General features: G+C 67.5%; 20 protein-coding genes. 16 read left to right on the forward strand and 4 right to left on the reverse strand.

Annotated features, from left to right (window positions below; genetic code table 11):
* Nucleotides 1-52 precede the first annotated feature (52 nt).
* The 12 genes from QGN32_RS11965 to eccD all read left to right on the forward strand — a co-directional run bounded on the left by QGN32_RS11965 (nucleotide 53) and on the right by eccD (nucleotide 13,967).
* Entirely contained in the window at nucleotides 53-850 is a 798-nt protein-coding gene (locus QGN32_RS11965; protein ID WP_326549035.1) for an ESX secretion-associated protein EspG, read from the forward strand.
* Nucleotides 840-1,313, forward strand: a complete 474-nt coding sequence (locus QGN32_RS11970; protein WP_326548766.1) for a YbaB/EbfC family DNA-binding protein — start codon at nucleotides 840-842, stop codon at nucleotides 1,311-1,313. The genes QGN32_RS11965 and QGN32_RS11970 overlap by 11 nt, the downstream gene beginning before the upstream one ends.
* Nucleotides 1,306-3,027, forward strand: coding sequence for a type VII secretion AAA-ATPase EccA (gene eccA / locus QGN32_RS11975; protein WP_326548767.1), 1,722 nt, complete (start codon nucleotides 1,306-1,308; stop codon nucleotides 3,025-3,027). Before QGN32_RS11970 ends, eccA begins: the two co-directional genes overlap by 8 nt.
* Before the next feature lie 2 nt (nucleotides 3,028-3,029).
* Nucleotides 3,030-4,505, forward strand: coding sequence for a type VII secretion protein EccB (eccB, locus tag QGN32_RS11980; RefSeq protein ID WP_326548768.1), 1,476 nt, complete (start codon nucleotides 3,030-3,032; stop codon nucleotides 4,503-4,505).
* Nucleotides 4,502-6,730 carry a type VII secretion protein EccCa gene (gene eccCa / locus QGN32_RS11985; RefSeq protein WP_326548769.1) on the forward strand — a complete coding sequence of 743 codons (2,229 nt, stop codon included), beginning with the start codon at nucleotides 4,502-4,504 and terminating at the stop codon, nucleotides 6,728-6,730. The genes eccB and eccCa overlap by 4 nt, the downstream gene beginning before the upstream one ends.
* Nucleotides 6,727-8,484, forward strand: coding sequence for a type VII secretion protein EccCb (gene eccCb, locus QGN32_RS11990; RefSeq protein WP_326548770.1), 1,758 nt, complete (start codon nucleotides 6,727-6,729; stop codon nucleotides 8,482-8,484). The genes eccCa and eccCb overlap by 4 nt, the downstream gene beginning before the upstream one ends.
* Before the next feature lie 168 nt (nucleotides 8,485-8,652).
* Nucleotides 8,653-8,946: a PE domain-containing protein gene (locus QGN32_RS11995; RefSeq protein WP_326548771.1), complete on the forward strand. Its 294-nt coding sequence runs from the start codon at nucleotides 8,653-8,655 to the stop codon at nucleotides 8,944-8,946.
* A 56-nt stretch (nucleotides 8,947-9,002) separates the two neighbouring features.
* On the forward strand, nucleotides 9,003-10,289 hold the full coding sequence (locus tag QGN32_RS12000) for a PPE family protein (RefSeq protein WP_326548772.1): 1,287 nt from the start codon (nucleotides 9,003-9,005) through the stop codon (nucleotides 10,287-10,289).
* Between the two features lie 95 nt (nucleotides 10,290-10,384).
* Nucleotides 10,385-10,687: a WXG100 family type VII secretion target gene (locus QGN32_RS12005; protein WP_326548773.1), complete on the forward strand. Its 303-nt coding sequence runs from the start codon at nucleotides 10,385-10,387 to the stop codon at nucleotides 10,685-10,687.
* Nucleotides 10,688-10,716: 29 nt separating this feature from the next.
* Nucleotides 10,717-11,004 (forward strand): WXG100 family type VII secretion target, encoded by a 288-nt coding sequence (locus QGN32_RS12010; RefSeq protein WP_326548774.1) that lies wholly within the window; start codon nucleotides 10,717-10,719, stop codon nucleotides 11,002-11,004.
* 87 nt (nucleotides 11,005-11,091) lie between these two features.
* On the forward strand, nucleotides 11,092-12,444 hold the full coding sequence (locus QGN32_RS12015; protein WP_326548775.1) for a MinD/ParA family ATP-binding protein: 1,353 nt from the start codon (nucleotides 11,092-11,094) through the stop codon (nucleotides 12,442-12,444).
* On the forward strand, nucleotides 12,441-13,967 hold the full coding sequence (gene eccD, locus QGN32_RS12020) for a type VII secretion integral membrane protein EccD (RefSeq protein ID WP_326548776.1): 1,527 nt from the start codon (nucleotides 12,441-12,443) through the stop codon (nucleotides 13,965-13,967). Before QGN32_RS12015 ends, eccD begins: the two co-directional genes overlap by 4 nt.
* 107 nt (nucleotides 13,968-14,074) lie before the next feature.
* Here eccD and QGN32_RS12025 read toward each other — a convergent pair whose 3' ends face one another.
* Nucleotides 14,075-15,457: an acyl-CoA dehydrogenase family protein gene (locus QGN32_RS12025; RefSeq protein ID WP_326548777.1), complete on the reverse strand. Its 1,383-nt coding sequence runs from the start codon at nucleotides 15,455-15,457 to the stop codon at nucleotides 14,075-14,077.
* A 99-nt stretch (nucleotides 15,458-15,556) separates the two neighbouring features.
* Nucleotides 15,557-15,856, reverse strand: coding sequence for a hypothetical protein (locus tag QGN32_RS12030; protein WP_326548778.1), 300 nt, complete (start codon nucleotides 15,854-15,856; stop codon nucleotides 15,557-15,559).
* Nucleotides 15,857-16,066: 210 nt separating this feature from the next.
* Here QGN32_RS12030 and QGN32_RS12035 point away from each other — a divergent pair, with 210 nt between their 5' ends.
* Entirely contained in the window at nucleotides 16,067-16,594 is a 528-nt protein-coding gene (locus tag QGN32_RS12035) for a hypothetical protein (protein ID WP_326548779.1), read from the forward strand.
* Entirely contained in the window at nucleotides 16,594-16,902 is a 309-nt protein-coding gene (locus QGN32_RS12040; protein WP_326548780.1) for a hypothetical protein, read from the forward strand. The genes QGN32_RS12035 and QGN32_RS12040 overlap by 1 nt, the downstream gene beginning before the upstream one ends.
* Before the next feature lie 150 nt (nucleotides 16,903-17,052).
* On the opposite strand, the gene QGN32_RS12045 is transcribed toward QGN32_RS12040, so the two are convergent.
* Nucleotides 17,053-17,322, reverse strand: coding sequence for a winged helix-turn-helix transcriptional regulator (locus QGN32_RS12045; RefSeq protein WP_326548781.1), 270 nt, complete (start codon nucleotides 17,320-17,322; stop codon nucleotides 17,053-17,055).
* 102 nt (nucleotides 17,323-17,424) lie between these two features.
* On the opposite strand from QGN32_RS12045, the gene QGN32_RS12050 reads away from it, so the two are divergent.
* Entirely contained in the window at nucleotides 17,425-18,657 is a 1,233-nt protein-coding gene (locus tag QGN32_RS12050) for a DDE-type integrase/transposase/recombinase (protein WP_326548782.1), read from the forward strand.
* A gap of 61 nt (nucleotides 18,658-18,718) precedes the next feature.
* Nucleotides 18,719-19,687: a pirin family protein gene (locus tag QGN32_RS12055; RefSeq protein WP_326548783.1), complete on the forward strand. Its 969-nt coding sequence runs from the start codon at nucleotides 18,719-18,721 to the stop codon at nucleotides 19,685-19,687.
* Here the strand turns inward: QGN32_RS12055 and QGN32_RS12060 are convergent.
* On the reverse strand, nucleotides 19,668-21,836 hold the full coding sequence (locus QGN32_RS12060) for an FUSC family protein (RefSeq protein WP_326548784.1): 2,169 nt from the start codon (nucleotides 21,834-21,836) through the stop codon (nucleotides 19,668-19,670). The two genes, QGN32_RS12055 and QGN32_RS12060, sit on opposite strands and share 20 nt — an antisense overlap.
* Nucleotides 21,837-21,989 lie beyond the last annotated feature (153 nt).

Below are 21,989 nucleotides of genomic sequence, written 5' to 3' on the forward strand. Positions count from 1 at the left end.
GGAGGCCACCCACATCGACGACGTCGTCGGTGTCGAGGTCACCATCGACGGCATGCTGGTGATCGCCAACCGCTTGGGCCTGATGGAGTTCCCGCCCGCGCTGGGAATCCGGCTGAACATTCCGCAACCGGATCTGCGTGACCTCGTATGGGAGCAGGTGGCCCGGGACTTGACCGCGCAAGGTGTGCTCGACGCCTTCGGTGAACCCCACCCGGAGGTCGCGGCGATGGTCGACACGCTCAGCCGGGCGGACCGCACGCTGGAAGCGCGGTGGTGGCGGCGCGACGTCGGCGGCAAGATGATCCGCTTCGTGGTCTGCCGCAAGGGTGACCGGCACGTCGTTGCGGCTCGGGGCGGCGACATGCTGGTGCTGCAGCGGATCGCCCCACAGGTCGGGCTGGCGGGCATGGTGATGACGGTCCTGGGCACCGCGACACCGGCCGAGGTGGAGCCGCTGACGGGCGTGGCTAGCAAACTTTCCGAATGCCGCAACGCAAATCAGCTTGCCGCCTACGGCATCGCGCCGGCGTCGGCGCGCGCTTACGCCGACATCATCTCCGACCCCCAGAGCTGGGTGGAGATCACCGCGATCGAGCGGCATCCGGGCGGCACGTTCACCCAGGCCGACGTCGCGGCCGGCGTGCTCGACTCCAGGCACGGGCGCATCGTGTCGATTCCGCGCCGGGTCAGCGGCGAGCTTTACGGAAGCTTCCTACCGGGCAGTCCCGAGAACCTGCAGCGCGCACTGGACGGCCTCATCGAGTTCCTGCCCTCGGGCAAGTGGTTCGACCACTCCACGTTGGACCGGTCGGGCCCGATCCGAAGTGAGGAAGCCACACATGGCGGGTGATACGTCCCCACACGATCACGACGAGTTGGCCGCGTTCGACCCTGGCGTTCGTGGCGGCGGCACCGACGAGTCCGTCCTCGACGCCCTGGATGTCTATGCCGTCGACGAAGCCGACGAGACCGAATCGCCGGCCGTCGTCGCCACCGTGACCAACCCGCCGGGCACGGTCTCCGTCAGCAGCGCCCTCGACGGCCGGGTGAGCCGAATCGAGCTGTCGCCCAAGGCCTGCGAGCTGACCGAAGCCGACCTCGCCGCCGACATCGTGGTCGTCGCCGGCCTGGCGACCCAGGACGCGAAGTCCAGGCAGCACGCGAACATGCTCGAGGGTATGCGCGAACAGGGCCACGACGACGCGGCGACCCGCGACTTCCTCACCCGCGAGCTCGGCCTGCCGAGCCCCGAACAAGCCCAAGCCGAGCGCGCACGCGTGTTCGCGACAAGATATGCGGGTGATCATGACTGAGCACCTCGCCAGCCTGTTCGGAAGTGCGGTCGGCTTGCTGCCCAGCGCACCAGCGCGTTCATTCGAGATCTTCACCGATATCACGACTCTGGACGAGTCCGCCTGCGACGCGTGGGTGGGCCGCATCCGCTGCGGCGACACCGACCGGGCCACGTTGTTCCGGGCGTGGTACTCGCGGGCCAACTTCGGCCAACTCGCCGGCTCCGCTGAGATCTCGATGAACAGCCTCAACGCCCGCGTTCCGATCGGCGGGCAATTCGGTGACATCACCTACCCGGTCAACTCACCGCTGGCCGTCACGATGGGCTTCGCGGCGAACGAGGCGGCGGTCGGCAACTACGCCGACGCCATGGAGGCGCTCGAGGACGTGCCGTCGGCCGGCGCCGAGCACCTGGTGTCGTGGGTCAAGGCCGTTGTCTACGGTGCCGCCGAACGCTGGACCGATGTGATCGATCAAGTTCGCGGCGCCGCCGGGTGGCCCGACAAATTCCTCGCGGCGGCGGCCGGGGTGGCACACGGCGTCGCGGCGGCCAACCTGGGCCTGTTCACCGAGGCCGAACGGCGGTTGACCGAGTCCAACTCCTCGCCAGCGGGCGAAGCGTGCGCCCCGGCGATCGCGTGGTGCCTGGCGATGACGCGTCGCAGCCAGGGTAACGAAGACGCAGCGATGGCGCTGCTGGAATGGCTGCAAGCCACCCATCCTGAGTCGAAAGTCACTGCAGCACTGCGTGATCCGTCCTACCGACTGACGACCACGACGGCCGAGGAGATTGCCGCGCGCAAGGATCCGTGGGATCCGAAGAGCGTGGAGGCCGATACCTCCGGTCGCGACCGGTTGCTCGCGGAGGCGCAGGCCGAGCTGGACCGCCAGATCGGGCTGACACGGGTCAAGGAGCAGATCGAGGCCTACCGCGCGGCTACGCAGATGGCCAAGGTCCGGGCGGCGCGTGGCATGAAAGTGGCGCAGACGTCGAAGCACATGATCTTCGCCGGCCCGCCCGGCACGGGTAAGACGACGATCGCCCGCGTGGTGGCCAACATCCTGGCCGGCCTGGGCGTGATCGGCGAGCCGAAACTCGTCGAGTCCTCCCGCAAGGATTTCGTCGCCGAGTACGAGGGCCAGTCGGCGGTCAAGACCAGCCGCACCATCGACCGCGCCCTCGGTGGCGTGCTGTTCATCGACGAGGCCTACACGCTGGTGCAGGAACGCGACGGCCGCGCCGACCCATTCGGCACCGAGGCGCTGGACACCCTGCTCGCCCGGATGGAGAACGACCGCGACCGCCTGGTTGTCATCATCGCCGGCTACAGCGCGGACATCGACCGTCTGCTGGAATCCAACGACGGTCTGCGGTCGCGGTTCGCCACCCGTATCGAGTTCGACTCCTACAGCCCAGACGAGATCGTGGCGATCGCAGGAGTCATTGCCAGGGCCAATGATTCGGCGCTGACCGAGGACGCCGCGAAGCGGGTGGCCGAAGCCGCGACGCTGTTGAGCCGGCGGACGCTGAACGGTAAACCCGCGCTCGACATCGCGGGTAACGGCCGTTACGCGCGCCAACTCGTCGAGGCGGGTGAGCAGAACCGCGACATGCGGCTGGCCCGTTCGCTGGACGTCGACAGCCTCGACGTCGATCAGCTCAGCGAGATCAACGGCGAGGACATGGCCGCCGCCATCGGTGCGGTCCATGCACGTCTGAACATCGGCGAGTAGACATGGCGGGTTTCCGGCTCACCACCAAGGTGCAGGTCAGCGGCTGGCGCTTCCTGCTGCGCCGCGTCGAGCACGCGATTGTGCGCCGAGACACCCGGATGTTCGACGACCCGCTGCAGTTCTACAGCCGGGCGGTATCGGCCGGCGTGATCATCGCGGTGCTGATCTGCCTGGGCGCTGCGCTGCTGGCGTACTTCAAACCGCTGGGAAAGCGCGGCAGCGACACGCTTCTCGTCGACCGCGGCACCAACCAGCTCTACATTGTGCTGCCGGGCTCGGACCAACTGCGGCCGGTGTACAACCTCACCTCGGCACGGCTGGTGCTCGGCAACGCGGGGACGCCCGTGGCGGTGAAGTCCGACGAGTTGAATCGCATGCCGAAGGGTCAGCCCATCGGAATCCCCGGGGCGCCCTACGCGACACCGGTGGGTGGGGCGAACTCGATGTGGACGCTGTGCGACACCGTCACCAAACCCGAGAGCGTGGCGCCGAACCTCGAAACGTCGGCCATCGTGCGGCCCCTGGTGACCGACGCCTCCGTCGGTCCGATGCGCCCCGGCCAGGGGATGCTGGTCTCCTACCGGAACGACACCTGGTTGGTCACCGAAAGCGGCAGGCACGACATCGATCTCGCCGACCGGGCGGTCACCTCTGCGGTCGGTATCCCGGTCACCGCCAGGGCGACGCCGATCTCGGAGGGGCTGTTCAACGCGCTTCCCAACGCCGGACCATGGCGGCTGCCCGACATCCCGTTCTCGGGAGCGCCGAACTCGGTTGGGCTGCCGGCGAATCTGGTGATCGGCGCGGTGTTCAAGGCGCTCACCGAGGACGGCGAACAGCATTTCGTGGTGCTGCCCGACGGGGTCGCGCGGGTGAACAACACCACCGCCGCGGCGATCCGCGCCACCAACTCGTACGGCCTCGTGACGCCGCCATCGGTGGAAGCGAGCGTGGTCGCGGACATCCGCGAGCATGTGTTCGCCTCGCCGCTGCCCGACAAGCCGCTGGACATCCTGCTGCGTGAGGATGCCCCCACGCTGTGCTGGGCGTGGCAGCGCGAACCCGGTGATCAGGCCCCGAAGACGACGGTGATCGCGGGGCGCCGGCTGCCGATCGCAGCATCGGCGATCAACACCGGGATCAGGCAGATCGGCGGGGACGCAACGGTTTACATCGATGGTGGTCAGTACATCCGGTTGCAGTCGCCCGATCCGCGTTACGGCGAGAGCTTGTACTACGTCGACCCGCAGGGCGTGCGCTACGGTCTGCCCAACGAGGACACCGGGAATGCGCTCGGCCTGAGCGGACCGACGACCGCACCGTGGCAAGTGGTCGGCCTTCTGGTGGACGGCCCGGTGCTGTCGAAGGAGGCGGCGCTCGTCGAACACGACACCCTGCCCGCAGACCCCAACCCGCGCAAGGCCGGTGACGGCTCCGCCGCCCAGCCGGCCACATCCCAGACCGGAGGCGGCGGATGACCACCAAAAAGTTCACCCCGATCATCAAGCGGGGACCGCGACTCACACCGGGTGAGATCAACGTCGCGCCGCCGGAGGACCTCGGCGTCGAGATCCCGCCGTCGGGCATCCAGAAGGCGCTGCCGTGGGTGATGGGCGGCGGCATGCTCGGCATGATCGCGATCATGATTTTCACCGGCATCCGGCAACTCTCGCCGTACATGCTGATGATGCCGCTGATGATGGTCATGGCCACCGTCGGCTTCATGGCGGGCGGGGGGCCCGGCGGCAAGCGGGTTCCCGAGATCAACGCGGACCGTAGGGAATACCTTCGCTATCTGGCCGGACTCCGCACGCGGGTCACCTCCTCGGCGGCCGCGCAGGTGACGTTCTTCAACTACCACGCGCCGCACCCGGAAGACCTGCTGTCGATCATCGGCACCAACCGCCAGTGGTCGCGACAGACGAACGCCGACTTCTACGCCGCCACCCGGGTCGGCCTGGGCGCCGAACCCGCGGTGGACCGGTTACTCAAGCCGGCCGTCGGTGGCGAGCTGGCGGGTCCGCAGGGGGCACCGCAGCCGCACCTGGAGCCGGTGAGCCATATGTGGGTGACGAAGTTCCTTCGCACCCACGGGCTCATTCACGACTGTCCGAAACTGTTGCAGTTGAGGACATTCCCGACGATCGCCGTCGGTGGCGACCAGCCCGGCGCTGCCGGGCTGCTGACCGCGATGATCTGTCACCTCGCGGTCTTCCATCCGCCGGACCTCCTGCAGATTCGGGTGCTCACCGACGACCCCGAGGATCCCGACTGGGCCTGGCTCAAGTGGTTGCCGCATGTGCAGCATCAGACCGACACGGACGCCGCCGGCCCGACCCGCATGATCTTCACCCGTCCCGACGGCGTCGGCGACTTGACCGCGCGCGGCCCTCACACCGCGGACGCAGCGCCCAGCGGGCCCTACGTCGTGGTGATCGACCTCACGGGCGGCAAGGCCGGGTTCCCGGTCGACGGCCGGGCCGGCGTCACGGTCATCACGCTCGGCAACCACCGGGGCTCGGCATACCGGCTCCGGGTGGCGGCCGACGGTACGGCCGACGATCGGCTGCCCAACCAGACTTACCGGCTGGTCACCTCGAAGGTCGATCACATGACACCGGACCAGGCAGGTCGCGTGGCACGGAGGCTGGCCGGCTGGTCGATCACCGGCACCATCATCGACAAGAGCGTTCGTGTGCACAAGAAGGTCGCCACCGAGTGGCATCAACTCGTCGGAGCACAGTCGATCGAGGAGGTGACTCCGGCACGGTGGCGGATGTTCAGCGACACCGACCATGACCGGTTGCGGATCCCGTTCGGTCACGAGCTCAAAACCGGCGAGGTCATGTACCTCGACATCAAAGAGGGTGCCGAGTTCGGCGCCGGTCCACACGGGATGCTCATCGGCACAACGGGTTCCGGTAAGTCGGAGTTCTTGCGCACGCTGATCCTGTCGTTGGCGGCCACCCATCATCCCGACCAGGTCAACCTGCTGCTCACCGACTTCAAAGGCGGCTCGACGTTCCTCGGCATGGAGAAGTTGCCGCACACCGCGGCCGTCGTCACCAACATGGAAGAGGAGGCCGAGCTGGTCAGCCGGATGGGCGAGGTGCTCAGCGGCGAACTCGACCGCAGGCAGTCAATCCTGCGGCAGGCCGGTATGCAGGTCGGCGCGGCGGGCGCGCTGTCCGGTGTCGCCGAGTACGAGAAGCACCGGGAACGCGGGGCCGACCTGCCGCCCCTGCCAACACTTTTCGTCGTGGTCGACGAATTCGCCGAGCTGCTGCAGAACCATCCGGACTTCATCGGGCTGTTCGACCGCATCTGCCGCGTCGGTCGGTCGCTGCGCGTGCACCTGCTGCTGGCGACGCAGTCGCTCAACACCGGCGGGGTGCGTATCGACAAGCTCGAACCGAACCTGACTTACCGCATCGCACTGCGGACCACGAGTTCGGCGGAGTCCAAGGCGGTGATCGGAACGCCCGAGGCGCAGTACATCACGAACAAGGAGAGCGGCGTCGGATTCCTCCGCGTCGGCATGGAGGATCCCGTCAAGTTCCAGAGCGTCTACACCGGAATCAACTATGTACCGGCGGCCGCACATCAGGACTCGGAGGTGAAGCCGCGGACCAACGGGCAGACCCGGTTGCGGATCCGCCAGTTCACCGCGGCTCCGATTCCCGAAGCGGTGGCGGCGCGGTGAGCGTCGAACCGGACCAGCGGGTGCTGCGTGAAGTGGTGCTCGACCAGCTCACCACCGGCGAGACCCGCGCCTACCGGATGTGGTTGCCGCCGTTGGCAGACCCCACGCCGGTAAATGAGTTGATCGCGAACGACCACGAGCGCCGTCCGCTGCGCTTCGGGCTCGGCATCATGGACGAGCCGCGCCGGCACCGCCAGGAGGTGTGGGGCATCGACGTGTCGTCGGCCAGCGGCAACATCGCTGTCGGCGGAGCGCCGCAGACCGGCAAGTCCACCTTCCTGCAGACGTTGCTCATTTCGGCCGCGGCGTCCCACACGCCGCGGCAGGTGCAATTCTACTGCGTCGACCTCGGCGGCGGCGGTCTGATGTACCTCGAAGACCTCCCGCACGTCGGCGGCGTCGCGACCCGATCCGAGCCAGACCGGGTCAACCGTGTGGTTGCCGAGATGAAAGCCGTTCTACGCCAACGTGAAGCACTGTTCAAGCAGTACCGCGTCGGCTCGATGGCCGCATATCGCCAGATGCGCGAAGACCCGAGCCATCCGGTGGCGGCCGATCCGTTCGGCGACGTGTTCCTGGTGATCGACGGCTGGCCGGCGTTCGTCGCCGAGTTCCCCGACCTCGAGCCGGTGGTGCAGGACCTCGCCGGGCAGGGCCTGCAGTTCGGGGTGCACACGGTGATCTCCACGCCGCGCTGGACTGAGCTGAAATCCCGAGTGCGCGACTATCTCGGGACGAAAGTCGAGTTTCGGCTCGGCGACGTGAACGAAACCCAGATCGACCGCATCACCCGCGATATCCCGGCCAACCGGCCGGGCCGCGCGATCTCGATGGAAAAGCATCACCTGATGATGGGTGTGCCCCGGCTCGACGGTGTCCACAGCGCAGACGACCTCGTCGCCGCGATGTCGGAAGCGGTGCAGATCATCGCCGCCCGGCACACCGATCAGGCGCCGAAGGTCCGCGTGCTTCCCGAGCGCATCTACCTGCATGAGCTGGATCCCGACCCGCCGGGGCCGGACGCCGACTACCGCGTCCGGTGGACGGTGCCCCTCGGCCTTCGGGAATCCGATATGGCCGTGGCCTACAACCACATGCACACGACTCCGCACCTGTTGATCTTCGGCGCGCCCAAGTCGGGAAAGACGCGGATCGCCCATGCCGTCGTGCAGGCCATCTGTAAACGCAACAGCCCCGAGCAGGTGCGGTTCATGCTGGCCGACTATCGGTCGGGTCTCCTCGACGCGGTGCCCGAGACGCATCTGCTTGCGGCGGGTGCGGTCAACCGCAACAACGCGACGCTGGAAGAGGCCGTCAAGGCCCTGGCGATCAACCTGCAGAAGCGGTTGCCGCCACCGGATCTGACCACCGCCCAGCTGCGGGCCAGGTCCTGGTGGAGCGGTCCGGACGTCGTGCTGCTGGTCGACGACTGGCACATGATCGTCGCGGCCAGCGGCGTGGTGCCGCCGATGGCGCCGCTCTTCCCGCTGCTGCCCGCGGCAGCCGACATCGGCCTGCACCTCGTCGTGACCTGTCAGATGAGCCAGGCTCACCGGGCCACCATGGACAAATTCGTGGGGGCCGCCTACGGCGCCGGTTCGCCCACGTTGTTCCTCTCCGGGGAGAAACAGGAGTTTCCCTCCAGCGAGATCAAGCTCAAACGGCGACCGCCTGGCCAGGCATTCCTGGTCTCGCCGGACGGAAAGGAGGTCATCCAGGCCGCCTACGTCGATCCGCCGGAAGAACTTGTGTAATGAGCACCCTTGGCCCGCGGTTAGGATGTAATCCGGACGCGTCAGCAAACCCAGCGGCGGGTGATCAGCAAAGGGATCGAAGGATGGTTCCGAGCTGTCGGGAGCCGAGTCCCGGGCGCGTATAAATCCATATTCCGCGAGTTCACACTCAATAAGGAGAAGCTGCAGATGCAACCGATGACGCACAATCCGGGGGCGGCGGGAATCGGCGCACAGGTGGTGGCGAACGGGGCGCGCGGCCTGGCCGCAGGCACCACCGCAACCGCCGCGGTGACCGCGCTGGTGCCCGCAGGCGCAGACGAGGTTTCGGCCCAGGCCGCGGTGGCTTTCGCGGCCGAGGGTGTCGAGACGCTCGCGATGAACACGTTCGCGCAGGAAGAGATGACTCGCGCCGGTGCGGCCTACATGGAAGCCGCCGGCATCTACACCACGGTCGACAGCGCCAACGCTGCGAACTTCTGATCTGACCCGGAACCGCTCTGCGGGCGAGGACGTAATCGACGATGTTCTGGCATGGAATGCCGCCAGAGTTGAACACTGCGCGGCTGATGGCCGGCGCCGGTCCGGCGCCGATGCTGCAAGCGGCCGCGGGGTGGGAGGCGCTGGCGATCTTCCTCGAAACTCAGGCCGACGAGTTGGCCGCGAGCCTGGCTGCCCTGACGTCGACATGGAGCGGGTCGGCAAGTGAACGTGCGGTAACTGCAACCATGCCGATGGTGGTCTGGCTACGCACGGTTTCGGCGCAGGCGCAGAAGAGAGCGCTACAGGCCACGGCGCAGGCGAGTTCGTACAACCTCGCGATGGCCACCACCCCGCCGCTACCGGAGATCGAACAGAACCACATCACCCACGCGGTGCTCGAGGCCACCAACTTCCTGGGCGTCAACACGCTCCCGATCGGGATCAACGAGTTCGACTACTTCGTGCGGATGTGGAATCAGGCGGCCGGGGCGATGGACGTCTACCAAGCCGAGACCGCCATGAACATCATGTTCGAGCCGATCATGCCGATGACGCCGATCGTGCTCCCGGGCGTCGGGGAGGGCGCCGTCGGCGCGGCACTCGGTCAGGCCGCGGCCGGTGCACCGGGTGCGGCGCTGCGCAACGCGGCGATCGCGCAGGTGGGTGCGCAGGCGACGGTCGAGTCGGCCGGTTTGACCGCGGGCCGTGCGGTGTCGCAGGCCAACCAGGCGGCCGTGCACGCCGAGGGGCAGACGCAGCGCACCCAGAACGCTCGGCAGTTCGGCTCACAGGAACAGCTGCAGCAGGGCGCCCAGCAGGGCATGCAGGTGGGCATGCAGTTGGCCTCCCAACTGGGTTCCACGCTGGGGCAACTGCCGCAGCAGGCCAGCCAGATGGTGATGCAGCCGATGCAGCAGCTGACTCAACCGCTGCAACAGGTGACGTCGATGTTCAGCCAGATCGGTTCGTTCGGTGGCAGCGACAAGGCGCAGATGGGACTGATCGGGGCCAGCCCGCTGTCGAACCATCCGCTGGCCGGCGGGTCGGGCGCCGCGTCCGGCGCGGGCTTGGTGCGTGCGGCGTCGCTGCCCGGGGCAGGTGGGTCGATGGCGCGCACGCCGTTGATGGCCGACCTCATCGGGCAGCCCTCGGCGGCCGTCGCGCCCGGCGCCGCAGCGGGCGGCGGAACCGGGGGCGGCCTGGCACCGGTCGGCGCGGCCGGCGGCGGGACCCCCATGGGAGCGATGGGCCAGCGCGGTACCAGCGGTGGCGCCAAACAAGGTCTCACGCCACCACGGGTGCTGCCGCAGGACCTGGGCGAAGACGACGACGACGATTGGTAGTCGCGCACCGAAAGACTTCCCGGTCAACCGGCCGGAAAGACTCGCCATTTCCGCATATGTGGTGAGGACACAGGAAGAAAGAAAGAGTATCGAGCATGGCACAGATGAATACCGATGCCGCTGTCCTCGCCAAGGAGGCAGCTAACTTCGAGCGGATCTCCGGAGAGCTCAAAGGCGTCATCTCTCACGTCGAGGCGACTGCCGGCGCGTTGGCGAGCCAGATGGTCGGCCAGGCCGGCACTGCCGCGCAGGCCGCCTTGGTGCGCTACAACGAGGCCGCGGCGCGCCAGATCCAGGAGCTGAACGACATCTCGGCCAACATCCACACCGGCGGGGTGCAGTACACCGCGACGGACGAAGACTCGGCCGGGACGCTGTCGTCGGCCATGAATCTCTGACCTTCCACCCACAGAAACGGAGTACAGACATGACCGAACAGGTATGGAACTTCGCCGGCATCGAAGGCGGCGCCAGTGAGATCCAGGGCGCCGTCGGCACCACCGCCGGCCTGCTCGACGAGGGCAAGGGTTCCCTCGCGACGCTCGCCGCGGTGTGGGGCGGGTCGGGCTCGGAGGCCTATCAGGCCGTGCAGATGCGCTGGGACAGCACTGCCGCCGAGCTCAATGCGGCCCTGCAGAACCTGGCGCAGACCATCAGTGAGGCCGGTGCGACCATGGCCCAGACCGAAGCCGGCGTGACCGGGATGTTCGCCTGACACGACGTTGCGCGCAGGTGGGCGGGCGACCTACGGGAATCCCGCCCACCATGTGCGTTTCGGCGTTACTGACTTTGAGAGGTACTCATGTCGGCCGATTATGACCGGCTCTTTCACTCCACCGGAGATGCTGTCCAGACAGCGGACGACGGCGCCGTGGCGCCGATGCCCGCGGGTGGGCCGGGCCGCAGCGAGGTGACCCCGCCGCTGATGCCCGTCGGCGCCAGCCAGGCCAAGACCGCCGCGCCGCCGCCGCACCAGACCGAGGTCACCACCCAGATGCCTGCTGCGCGGTCGACGGCCCCGCAGCACCAGCCCAATGCGATGATGCGGATCCCGCAGTCGGGCGGCCCGGCGGGCGCGCGCTTCGAACAGCCGCGGCCCGCGCCGACACCGGTGTCGCGGCCCGCCCCGGCGCCCGCGCCGAGCCAGCATTTCGCGGATGCGCAGTCCGATACGGGCGGGGGCTTCGGTGCGCCCGCGCAGACGTCGGCGGCCACGATCGGCAATCACCGCGCGATCGATGCGCTGGCCCATGTCGGGGTGAAATCGGCGGTGAAGATGCCGTCGCAGCGGGGCTGGCGCCACCTGCTCTACGTATTGACCAGGATCAACCTCGGACTGTCGCCCGACGAGCTCTACGAGATGGAATTGCACACCCGGATCCGCCGAAATGCCCGCGATTCCTACCAGATCGGCGTTTTCGGGCTCAAGGGCGGCGTCGGCAAGACCGCCGTGACAGTCGCGCTTGGATCGGCGATGAGCAAGGTCCGCGGCGACCGGATCCTGGCGGTCGACGCCGATCCCGACGGGGGCAACCTTGCCGACCGCGCCGGGCGCCAGTCCGCCGCCACCGTCGCAGATCTGCTCGCGGACAAGGAACTCGCGCGGTACAACGACATTCGCGCATACACGAGCATGAACGCCGCGAACCTCGAGGTGCTCTCGAGCGAGGACTACAGCGGAGCGCGGCGCGAGTTCAACGATGAGGACTGGAAGGGCGTGACCGACATCGTGTCGCGCTACTACAATCTCGTGCTGGCCGACTGCGGCGCTGGACTGTTCCAGCCCGCGGCTCGCGGCGTGCTGGCGACCGTCTCGGGCCTGGTCATCGTGGCGAGTGCGTCGATCGACGGCGCCCGGCAGGCGGCGATGACGATGGACTGGTTGCGGCAGAACGGATATCAGGACCTGCTCGGCCGGTCGTGTGTGGTGATCAACCATGTCGTCCCGGGCACGCCGAACATCGACGTCGAAGATTTGGTCGCGCAGTTCGAGCGTCACGTCCCGCCGGGACGGGTCGTCGTGCTGCCCTTTGACAAGCACATCGCGGCGGGCACGGAGATCCAGCTCGACTTGCTGAGCAGGACGTTGCGCCGGCGGATCATCGAGTTGGCCGCAGCCCTGTCCGACGACTTCGACAGGCTCGAACGGCGTTGACCTCCACCGCCGCAGCAGCATCCACGTCGAACCTCACGCCCGGGCGGTCGTCGACCACTCGAGTCACGATCCTCACCGGCCGGCGGATGACCGATCTGGTGCTGCCCGCGGCGGCGCCCATCGAGACCTACATCGACGAGACGGTGGCGGTGTTGGCCGAACTGCTCGAGGACACACCGAAAGACATCCTCGCCGGGTTCGACTTCACCGCGCAAGGGGTTTGGGCGTTCGCAAGGCCCGGCGCCCCGCCGCTGAAGTTCAATGAGTCGCTGGATGATGCCGGTGTTGTCGACGGGTCACTGCTGACCCTGGTGTCGGTCAGTCGCACTGAGCGCTACCGTCCGCTCGTCGAGGATGTCATCGACGCGATCGCGGTGCTCGACGAGTCACCGGAGTTCGACCGATCCGCGCTCAATCGCTTTGTCGGCCTGGCTATCCCGTTGGTAGCACTGGTTGTGACGGTGATGACGCTGGTCGGATGGACTCGCGCAGACCACGAGTGGTGGTGGGCTGTGGCCCTCGGCGTCTTGGGTCTGGGCCTGCTCGCTGGCAGCGCGTTGGCCACCAACCACTACCAGAACCTCGACATGGCCGAGAGCCTGCTGGCGGCGGCGATACCGACTCTCGCCGGCGCGGTCGCACTGGGCGTGCCGTTACCCCGCGGGGCCGGCGGACTGGGTGCGCCGCAGATCGCCGGGGCGGCCGCGGTGGTGCTGTTGTTGACCCTGGCGACGCGGGGTGGTCCGCGCCGAAGAGCGGAGTTGGCCGCGTTCACCTCCGTCAGTGCCGTCGCGGTGACCGCCGCGGCGATCGGCTACGGCTACGGCTGGCAGTACTGGGTGCCTGTGGGTGCGATCGCCTTCGGCCTGATCGTGGTGACCAACGCGGCCAAGCTGACGGTCGCGGTGGCCAGGATCGCGCTGCCACCCATTCCGGCGCCGGGGGAGACCGTGGCCAACGACGAACTGCTCGACCCGGTCGCGACCTCGGGCACGGACGAGGAATCGCCGACCTGGCAGGCGATCATCGAGTCGGTTCCAGACTCCGCGGCGCGGCTGCACGAGCGTAGTCAATTGGCCAAGCGGCTGCTGATCGGGTTCGTCACGGCCGGAGCACTCGTGCTGTCGATCGGCGCGATCGCCGTCGTGGTGCAAGGTCATTTCTTCGTACACAGCATGATCGTGGCGGGTCTGGTCACCGCGATCTGCGCGTTCCGGTCGCGGCTGTACGCCGAACGATGGTGCGCGTGGGCGCTTTTGGCCGCCGCTGTCGTCATCCCGACCGGTGTGATGACCCGGCTTTGCCTGTGGTACCCGGAGTCGGCATGGCTGGTGTTGGCCGGATACCTTATCGCCGGAATCGTCGCGCTGATCATCGTCGGGGCCACAGCGGGCGTGCGCCGGGTGTCGCCGGTGACCAAGCGAATCCTGGAACTGTTCGACGGCGCAGCGATCGCCGCGGTGATCCCGATGCTGCTCTGGATCGCCAGCGTCTACGACCTCTTGCGCAACCTGCGTTTCTAACTCCACTGTGTCGCTGTACGTTCGCGGTGCACACCGTCGGCGGTGACGGTCGTCGAAGAAGCAGATCGGTCGTCCGCTCGTTCGGCATCGGACCCCTTATCCGAATGTCATTTGCGAGGCGGGCGCAACACGTTCATCGCCAACCGCATTATCGGCGCAGGCACCCGGTCCTTCGCGGCAAGCGCGGCGTCGGCGGCGCGACCGCGCAGGGGCGTGCCCCGGCCGAAGACGCGGTTGATCGGCCCGCCGGTGGGTTCGAGATCGAAGTGCAGGGGTGGCTTGCCGTCGGCGGCACCCAGCGCATTGGCGATGACGACACGTTGAATCTCGCTGGTGCCCTCGAAGATGGTGTACAGCTTGGCATCCCGGTACCACTTCTCGACGGGGTGATCCTTGATGTATCCCCAGCCGCCCAGCGTCTGTATGGCGCGTTCGGTGGCGCGGACCGCGACCTCGCTGGCAGCCAGCTTGGACATCGACCCCTCCCCGCGTTCGAAAGGTACTCCGCTCGCCGCCATCCAGGAGGCGCGCCACGTGAGCAGACGCGCGCCGTCGAGCGAGGTCGCCAGTTCGGCGAGCGGAAAGGCGATGCCCTGGTTGTCGATGATCGGAGCGCCGAACGCCTCCCGCCGGTTGGCGTACTCCGTCGCGTATTCCAGTGCAGCCCGGGCGATTCCGAGGGCCTGTGCCGCGACCATGGGACGGGTCTGCTCGAAGGTGCCGAGCGTGGCCGATCCGGAGCGCTGACCGCCTTTGACCGCCTCGCGAGCCTTGGACAGCTTGTGGTCGAGCTTGTCCTGGCCGCCGAGCAGGTTGTCGGCGGGGACTCGGACGCCGTCGAACTTCAGTTCCGCGGTGTGCGAAGCGCGACAGCCGAGCTTGTCGAGCTTGCGGACCATCTCCAGCCCCGGGGTGCCGCCGGGCACGATGAACAGCGCCTGCCCCTTGTGTCCGAGCTCTTGGTCGACGACCGCGTTGACGACGTGCACGTTGGCGATGCCACCGTTGCCGATCCACATCTTGTGGCCGTCGATGATCCAGTCATCACCGTCGCGTCGGGCGGTGGTGCGCAGGTTGCGGACATCGCTGCCGCCTTCGGGTTCCGAGATCGCCAGCGCCGCCAGTTTGAGATCGCCCGGAGCGCCGAAACATTCGGGTGCCCACTGGAGCATTTGTTCTGGTGTGGCGGCCTGGCCGATCGCGGACAGGGCCAGCGCCGGCATCACCACCGCGAGGCCGATTCCCGCGCAGCCCCAGAACAACTCCTCCATGAACATCGGCAGGGACACTCCGGTCGGGTCGCCGATGAGGTCCCGATAGAACAGTGGGCTGTAGAAACCTCGGGTAGCGGCTTCCTCGAGCACCGGCCAGGGGAATTCCTGGCGCTGGTCATAGTCGAGCGCCACCGGGCGGATCACCTCTTCGGCGAACTCATGGGTCCGTCGCGCCAGCTCGTGCTGTGCCGCGGTGGGCGTCAGGTCGAAGGCCACGTTCAATGAATTAGCCAGCCGTGGGCATTGCGAAACACGTGTTCGCCGAAGCGGGCAAGCCCCCGGATGCCGGGCATCGCGGGGGCTTGTCTGCGGGACTCATTGCACGTCTACATAGACGGTCTTGTTGACGATCCGGGTGGTGCGGTTTCCGCCGACTCCCACGCTGTTCGTCTGGGTGTAGGTCTGGCCGGTGCGGATCGCCAGGACGGACGCCTTGGCCAACGGGGTGTTGCCGATCCGGTTGACGATCACGTGGTAGCCCTGGGATTCGAGCTCGCTGATGGTCTGTTGGGCGCTCCCAGGTCCAGACGGCGCCGCTTGGACCGGCGCTGCCAGTCCGATCAGGACGGCGGCAAAGGCGCTAGCGGCGACGGTAGCGATACCAAACATCTTCATTTCGGAGCCTTCTTCCGTTGTTGCCTTCCGGGTCCGAGCCGTGGCATGTGTCGCGGTTCGTAGCTGCAGCTGATCTTGGAAACCGCGTGGTCAACGGGTTTAATTCCAGTGGCAGAAATTGGTTGCCGGTTGGCAGCAACTCGGCTGCGGGAGGCCCGACTGCCCATGTTCGGCGGGCCGAATCGGGCCAATCAGAGCGACACTGGGGCGATGGAACTGGTCGGCCTTCGGCTACGACAACGCGACGGCGTCACGTGCGGCCCGACGGTCGCCGCGGTCGCCGGCGCTTTGGTCGATCCGGATCGGCGCGCCGCGCTCACTGAACCGGCGTGGTTCGCGGCGGAGCAGGCCAGGGTGCACGCCGAGATCAACCGAATATGGCCGAGGCGACTCGGCGCCACTCCGTGCGGGATGAGCCGGGCGCTCACCGAGGCGAGCCTGCCGTCCGGGGTCCGGTGTCGGTGGCGGTTCTTCCGCGGGCACCGGGACACCCTCGCGGACGTGCTACGGGTCGTCGCCGCGGGATGGCCGGTCCCGATGCTGGTCGGAGGCCTCATCCCGCGGCACTGGGTGCTGATCGTCGCGACGGACGGGCGCCGCCTGGCGTGTTATGAACCGACGTCCGGCGACGTGCGCACCGTCGGCATCGACAGTGTGCGTCACGCCCGCCTGGCCGGACTCGGCTTCCGCCGACCGATCGCGCTCGTCGTTCCGGTATTCGAACGTATGATCGAATGATGGGTGAGCTGAAGGGTATCGGATACAACGGCCAGCCCGTTCAGCAGGCGTTCCGCCGCGTCGATCCGCCGGTCACCGTGCTCGTCGATCTGGCCGCGGTGTTCCCGCGCGAGCCGCATGCCGCCGGCGGTTACAACCCGGCTGGGCTGCAGATGCACACCGTCGTAGAGGGCCGACTGACGTGCTGGGGTCTGTGCGAGCAGGGCTACTGGTGGGGATTGGTGACCTATGAGATTGCCTACGGTGCTCGCCGCAAACCCGTCACGCACTGGATTCCGGCATGGACGCTCAAGCCCGAAACGCAGTGATGTGGCTGTTCGACGCTTCGTGCTAACCGAATCCCGGCATGGCGGACGTGGGATTGCCAGCGACCTGCAGGCTGTCGTTCTTAACTGGAATCGCTTCAGGAGATGCCGTCGCAAAGCTCGACCGGATGGCACGCCAACCCGCGCTCGGGGCTACGAAGCCGCCTGACCGAGGCGCCGTTGCGCCTCTCCCGGCGAGATTCGCAGCCGTCTCGCGACATCGTTGGCCGACAACCCGTTCTCGGCGAGCAACCGTCCCAGCAGCCGGCGGTCGAGCGCAGCGCGCTGCCGGTCCAATTTGTCGAGCCGCGCCAGCAGCGCGTACAGGTCGGTGCGAGACAACCCTTCCACCCGAAGAGCGGCCACTTCTTTGTACGCGGACTCGACAGAGGCGAGAACATTCGCAACGTTGTTCGAACTCATGTGCGAATCGTAGCTTGACCCACCGACCGCGTTGACTCATCAGAAATGCGCGCGAAACGGTGATTCGTTGCCTCATTAGAAATGCGCGTGTACGCCCAGTGGATGGGGTTGAGGTTGGCACAGCGCAGAGCAATCACCGAGACGACCGCGATCCGCTACCAGCAGGCCAGTAAGCGCGGCAAGAGTCGGATCCTCGACGAGTTGTGCGCCAATACCGGCTGGCACCGAAACCACGCTCGCAAGGCGCTTACCGCTGCGCTGCGGCCCAAAGGTGTTACTCCGCGTGGTCCGCGGCCGGTGACGTACGGACCCGAGGTCATCGCGGCGCTGACGGTCTGTTGGACGGTGCTGGGAATGCCGGCCGGCAAACGGCTCGCCCCCATGCTCGCAGAGCTGGTGGCCGTGCTGCGCCACTTCCGGGAGCTGGTCATCAGTGATGAGACCGCGGCACTGTTGGTATCGATGTCGGCGGCCACCATTGATCGCCGCCTAGCCGATGAACGGGCCAAACACAAGGTCAAAGGGCGTGTGGGCACCAAGCCGGGATCACTGCTCAAAAGCCAGATCCCGGTACGCACTTGGGCCGAATGGGACGATGCTGTGCCCGGCTTCGTCGAGATCGACACGGTCTTTCATGACGGCGGCAATCGCGGTGGGGGCCATGCCTTCACGCTGACGGTCACCGACATTGCCACCGGCTGGACCGAGAACCGCTCACTGCCCGACAGGGCCGCCAAGACCGTGGTGGCCGCCCTCAATCACATCGCTGCGGCGATGCCGTTCCCGATCCTGGGCGTGGACTGCGACAACGGATCGGAATTCATCAACGACGACCTACTCAAATGGTGCCAAGACCGCCGCATCACCTTCACCCGAGCACGCCCGGGCAATAAGAACGACGGCTGCCACGTCGAGCAGAAGAACTGGTCAGTGGTCCGCACCGTGGTCGGATACTACCGCTACGACACCGCGTCAGAACTGTTGTTGCTCAACGAGATTTGGCACCTGCAGTCAAAGCTGACCAACTACTTCCACCCCCAGCAGAAGCTGATATCCAAAGTCCGCACAGGAGCCAAGGTGTCCCGCAAACACGACACCGCCACCACTCCGTTTCACCGCGCGATCAACCACCCGACCACGCCGGTAAAACGCATCGTGGCGCTGACCCGCTCCTACTCGCTGATCAACCCCGCCGCCACTCAACGCCAGATCCAGGCTCTGACCGCGCAGCTCTTCATCCTGGCCACCAGCAAAGCTGGCGACGGCGCCCAACCACCAGTCACCAAGCGCGCACGCTCACGTGAGGCAACGAACACCCCTACGCGCGCATCTTGACATGAGGCAACTTGCCGACGAGCCAGGGAATGTATCGGACTACAGTCCGGTTGCAGCTGGCATGCCCGCTATCACTGCCGACACCCTCACCCTCCGTCGCATCGCCGCACCCGCACCGTCGGACACCGACCGGCCCGTCCGGTCGATCACCACTGGGCCGCGCGGGTTCGAAGGGGAGGGCTTCCCGGTGGTGCGCGCCTTCGCAGGCGTCCCTGCCGCCGAACTCGACCCATTCGTCCATATGGACCAGATGGGCGAGGTGGACTACGAACCCGGCGACCCGCGGGGCACCGACTGGCATCCGCACCGCGGTTTCGAGACCGTCACCTACATGATCGACGGCCGATTCGCGCACCAGGACTCGCACGGCGGCGGCGGCCTGATCACCGACGGGGCCACGCAGTGGATGACCGCCGGTTCCGGCATCCTGCACATCGAGACGCCGCCCGCCGAACTCGTCGAAAGCGGTGGCCTGTTCCACGGCATCCAGCTGTGGGTGAACCTCCCGCGCAAAGACAAGTTCGCCACCCCGAGATACCAAGCCATCGAGGGCAATCAGGTCAGGCTGCTTTCGTCCGATGACGGCGGGGCGCTGGTGCGCATCATCGCCGGCAACCTCGACGGGCACCTGGGGCCGGGAACCACCTACACTCCGATCACGTTGGCGCATGCGACGATTCAGCCGGGCGCGCAACTCGACATCCCGTGGCGACGGGACTTCAATGCGCTCGTCTACGCGTTGTCCGGACGCGGAACGGTAGGTCCGGCCGCGCATCCCATCCACCAGGGACAGCTCGCCGTGCTCGGACCGGGGGACCGCATCAAGGTGGCGGCGCGCGGCAGCCAGGATGCACATCGCCCGGCGCTCGAAGTGCTGATCCTCGGCGGCCTGCCGATTCGCGAACCGGTGTACCAGTACGGTCCGTTCGTCATGACCAACAAGGCCGAACTGATCCAGGCACTCGAGGACTATCAGGCCGGCAAGTTCGGCACTATCCCGCCGAATGCCCTTATGCCCCACCGCCCTTAACCGATTTAGCGGGTGTGGGTTTCGGGTAGAGCAACTCCAACGCGCCGAGCTGCGCCGCAACGGCCACCAGCGGCAGCGCCGCTGCGACCGCGAGGTCGTCATTCGCCGCCTCGGCGCGCAGGGCCATCACGAACTCGTCGCTGACCGGCGGGAGCGGATCGGCGGGCGCGCCGGTGGCTTTCCCGCAGATGGCTTCCGCGTGCGCTTCGAGCACCGCCCGGGTCCTCGGGTAGACCCCGTGCGGCGGGGGAACGACGTCCGCGATCAGCTCCGCGGCGGCCCGTATCCTGACTGCCCGGTTCGCCGATCGCACCGCCGGCCCGCGGATATCGGTGGGGCCGCTGCCCTCCGAAAGGAACTGGCGCACCGCATCATCCACAGTTCGGGATGCCCGGAGCGCCTCCTGGCTCAGCGTGACCACTCGGTCGGAAATATCCTCGGACGCACCGCTGGTCACCCTCCGCACAGCCGCCTTGAGGAACGTCGCGCCGATGGCGAACGCGTCCCCGATGGCCTGCCACAACCGGGTTCGCGTGCCGCGCGGCCACAACAGCACAGACACCATCACCCCGACGAGGGCGCCGACGGCGACGTCTTCGACTCGGATCAGCCCGACACTCCAACCGGTCGGCGCGATGACGTTGAAGATGATCAGCACCATCATCGTGAACGCGGCCTGGCCGGCGATGAACGACGCAACCTCGGGCACGAACGCCGACCCGAAGGCCACGACCGGCAGGAGCATCCACATGACGACCGGGTCGACACCGACCAGTTCGATGAGCCCGACGCCCAGCAGAAATCCGATCACCGTGCCCGCCACGGCGCGCACCATCCGCGTGCCGGTGGTCAGCGCGCTACTGCGCAGCACCGACATCGCACCCAGCACCACCCAGAAGCCGTGTTCAAGAGGGAAGAGGTGGGTGACCGCGACCGCCATCGCCAAGCCGAGACCGGTGCGAAGGCTGTTGCGCAGCACCACCGCACGGGTGGCGAGGAACCCGCGTGTGATCGCGGCGACGGCCGTGGTCTCCGGCATCACCCAGTCGGCGGTGCCGGTCTTGGGTAGGCGACGACCCAACACACGCGCCCACACCGGACGCGCGTCGGCGGCTGCGGCGTTGCGGATGACGCGTCCGGTCACGCCGACCGTCGCGGAAAACGTCCGCCGTCCCAACAGCTTCCGGCCCACGGCGATCGCATCCGCGTCGTCCGACGAGCCGAGGATCTCGACGATGTCTTCGCGGTAGCGGCCCTGGGCGATGACGCGCTGTTCGGCCAGCGCCTCGTCGAGGTCTGCGCTGCGGGCGCTGCGTGCCGAGGAGTCGGAGATCTGCAACAGCGCAGCCGAATCCCGCAGCACCCGGATCAGCGGGTTCTTCATATCGGCGAGCAGTCGGCCGGTGTCGTCGGCGACCCGGTCGGCCAGCCAGCCGAGGTCGTCGACCACCCGGACCAGGGCCCGGCTGCCTGCCGTCAGTGCGACCGGACGAAAGTCTGCCCCCAGGAACGTCTCCCACAACTGGTTCATCGCCCGGGTGACGTTCTTCGCCGGGGTGGTGCCCGCCAGGCAGTCGGCCAGCCGATTGCACACCCGTGCCGCGTGGCCACGCAACTCGTCGTGGTGGCGCGGCGGCAGGACGAACAGCGCAGCGGGCACGCATACCGCCAGCGCGATGAGCCAGCCGAGCAACCGATCGGGTACGGGCCCCACCGGTGTACAGGCGGGCAGCACGAACGTCAGCAGCGTGGCGCGCTGTCCGGCGGCGATGATCTCGCTGAGCACCCCGGCGAAGCTCACCACCACCCCGAGGGCGAACATCACCGCGACGCTCAGCCACGGATGCGGCGCGATTAGGGTGCCGAGTGTGATCAGGACGGCGCCGTTGAACGCGAGGCCGAAGTAGGCCAACGCCCGCGCCGGCCGGTTGCCGGGGAAGTCCACCAGGATCAGCACGGCGACCGAACCGAAGATCGTGAACATCGGCGTCTGCGAGCCACCGCCGACCGCGAAGCTCACCGCGGCCGCGACCGGGAGCACGATGGCCGCGCGGGTCGCGCGGCGTAGCGCGTCAAATTCGGGATCGCGCCGGCGGAGGCGGTTGACCGCGCGGCGCCACACCGGGATGGCGACCTCAGCGAGCGACAAGCCCGTGGCCCGCGCTACTCACCGTCGGGAACCGACGCGAAAAGCCGCGCCTGTTGCGTGTTCTGCAGTACCTCGTACGGCACGTCGAAGTAACCGTCCCGCCGATGCGACGCTGCCCATCACCGCGACACTAGTTCTTCGCGGCACCGATTC

Source organism: Mycolicibacterium sp. ND9-15 (assembly GCF_035918395.1).
Taxonomy (GTDB): domain Bacteria; phylum Actinomycetota; class Actinomycetes; order Mycobacteriales; family Mycobacteriaceae; genus Mycobacterium.

Bases quoted from the DNA above. Each gene is read 5' to 3' on its own strand.
- QGN32_RS11965 (WP_326549035.1), top strand. From the start codon at position 53: ATGCTGGTGATCGCCAACCGCTTGGGCCTGATGGAGTTCCCGCCCGCG.
- QGN32_RS11970 (WP_326548766.1), top strand. From the start codon at position 840: ATGGCGGGTGATACGTCCCCACACGATCACGACGAGTTGGCCGCGTTC.
- eccA (WP_326548767.1), top strand. From the start codon at position 1,306: ATGACTGAGCACCTCGCCAGCCTGTTCGGAAGTGCGGTCGGCTTGCTG.
- eccB (WP_326548768.1), top strand. From the start codon at position 3,030: ATGGCGGGTTTCCGGCTCACCACCAAGGTGCAGGTCAGCGGCTGGCGC.
- eccCa (WP_326548769.1), top strand. From the start codon at position 4,502: ATGACCACCAAAAAGTTCACCCCGATCATCAAGCGGGGACCGCGACTC.
- QGN32_RS11995 (WP_326548771.1), top strand. From the start codon at position 8,653: ATGCAACCGATGACGCACAATCCGGGGGCGGCGGGAATCGGCGCACAG.
- QGN32_RS12000 (WP_326548772.1), top strand. From the start codon at position 9,003: ATGCCGCCAGAGTTGAACACTGCGCGGCTGATGGCCGGCGCCGGTCCG.
- QGN32_RS12005 (WP_326548773.1), top strand. From the start codon at position 10,385: ATGGCACAGATGAATACCGATGCCGCTGTCCTCGCCAAGGAGGCAGCT.
- QGN32_RS12010 (WP_326548774.1), top strand. From the start codon at position 10,717: ATGACCGAACAGGTATGGAACTTCGCCGGCATCGAAGGCGGCGCCAGT.
- QGN32_RS12015 (WP_326548775.1), top strand. From the start codon at position 11,092: ATGTCGGCCGATTATGACCGGCTCTTTCACTCCACCGGAGATGCTGTC.
- QGN32_RS12030 (WP_326548778.1), bottom strand. From the start codon at position 15,856: ATGAAGATGTTTGGTATCGCTACCGTCGCCGCTAGCGCCTTTGCCGCC.
- QGN32_RS12035 (WP_326548779.1), top strand. From the start codon at position 16,067: ATGGAACTGGTCGGCCTTCGGCTACGACAACGCGACGGCGTCACGTGC.
- QGN32_RS12040 (WP_326548780.1), top strand. From the start codon at position 16,594: ATGGGTGAGCTGAAGGGTATCGGATACAACGGCCAGCCCGTTCAGCAG.
- QGN32_RS12045 (WP_326548781.1), bottom strand. From the start codon at position 17,322: ATGAGTTCGAACAACGTTGCGAATGTTCTCGCCTCTGTCGAGTCCGCG.
- QGN32_RS12050 (WP_326548782.1), top strand. From the start codon at position 17,425: ATGGGGTTGAGGTTGGCACAGCGCAGAGCAATCACCGAGACGACCGCG.
- QGN32_RS12055 (WP_326548783.1), top strand. From the start codon at position 18,719: ATGCCCGCTATCACTGCCGACACCCTCACCCTCCGTCGCATCGCCGCA.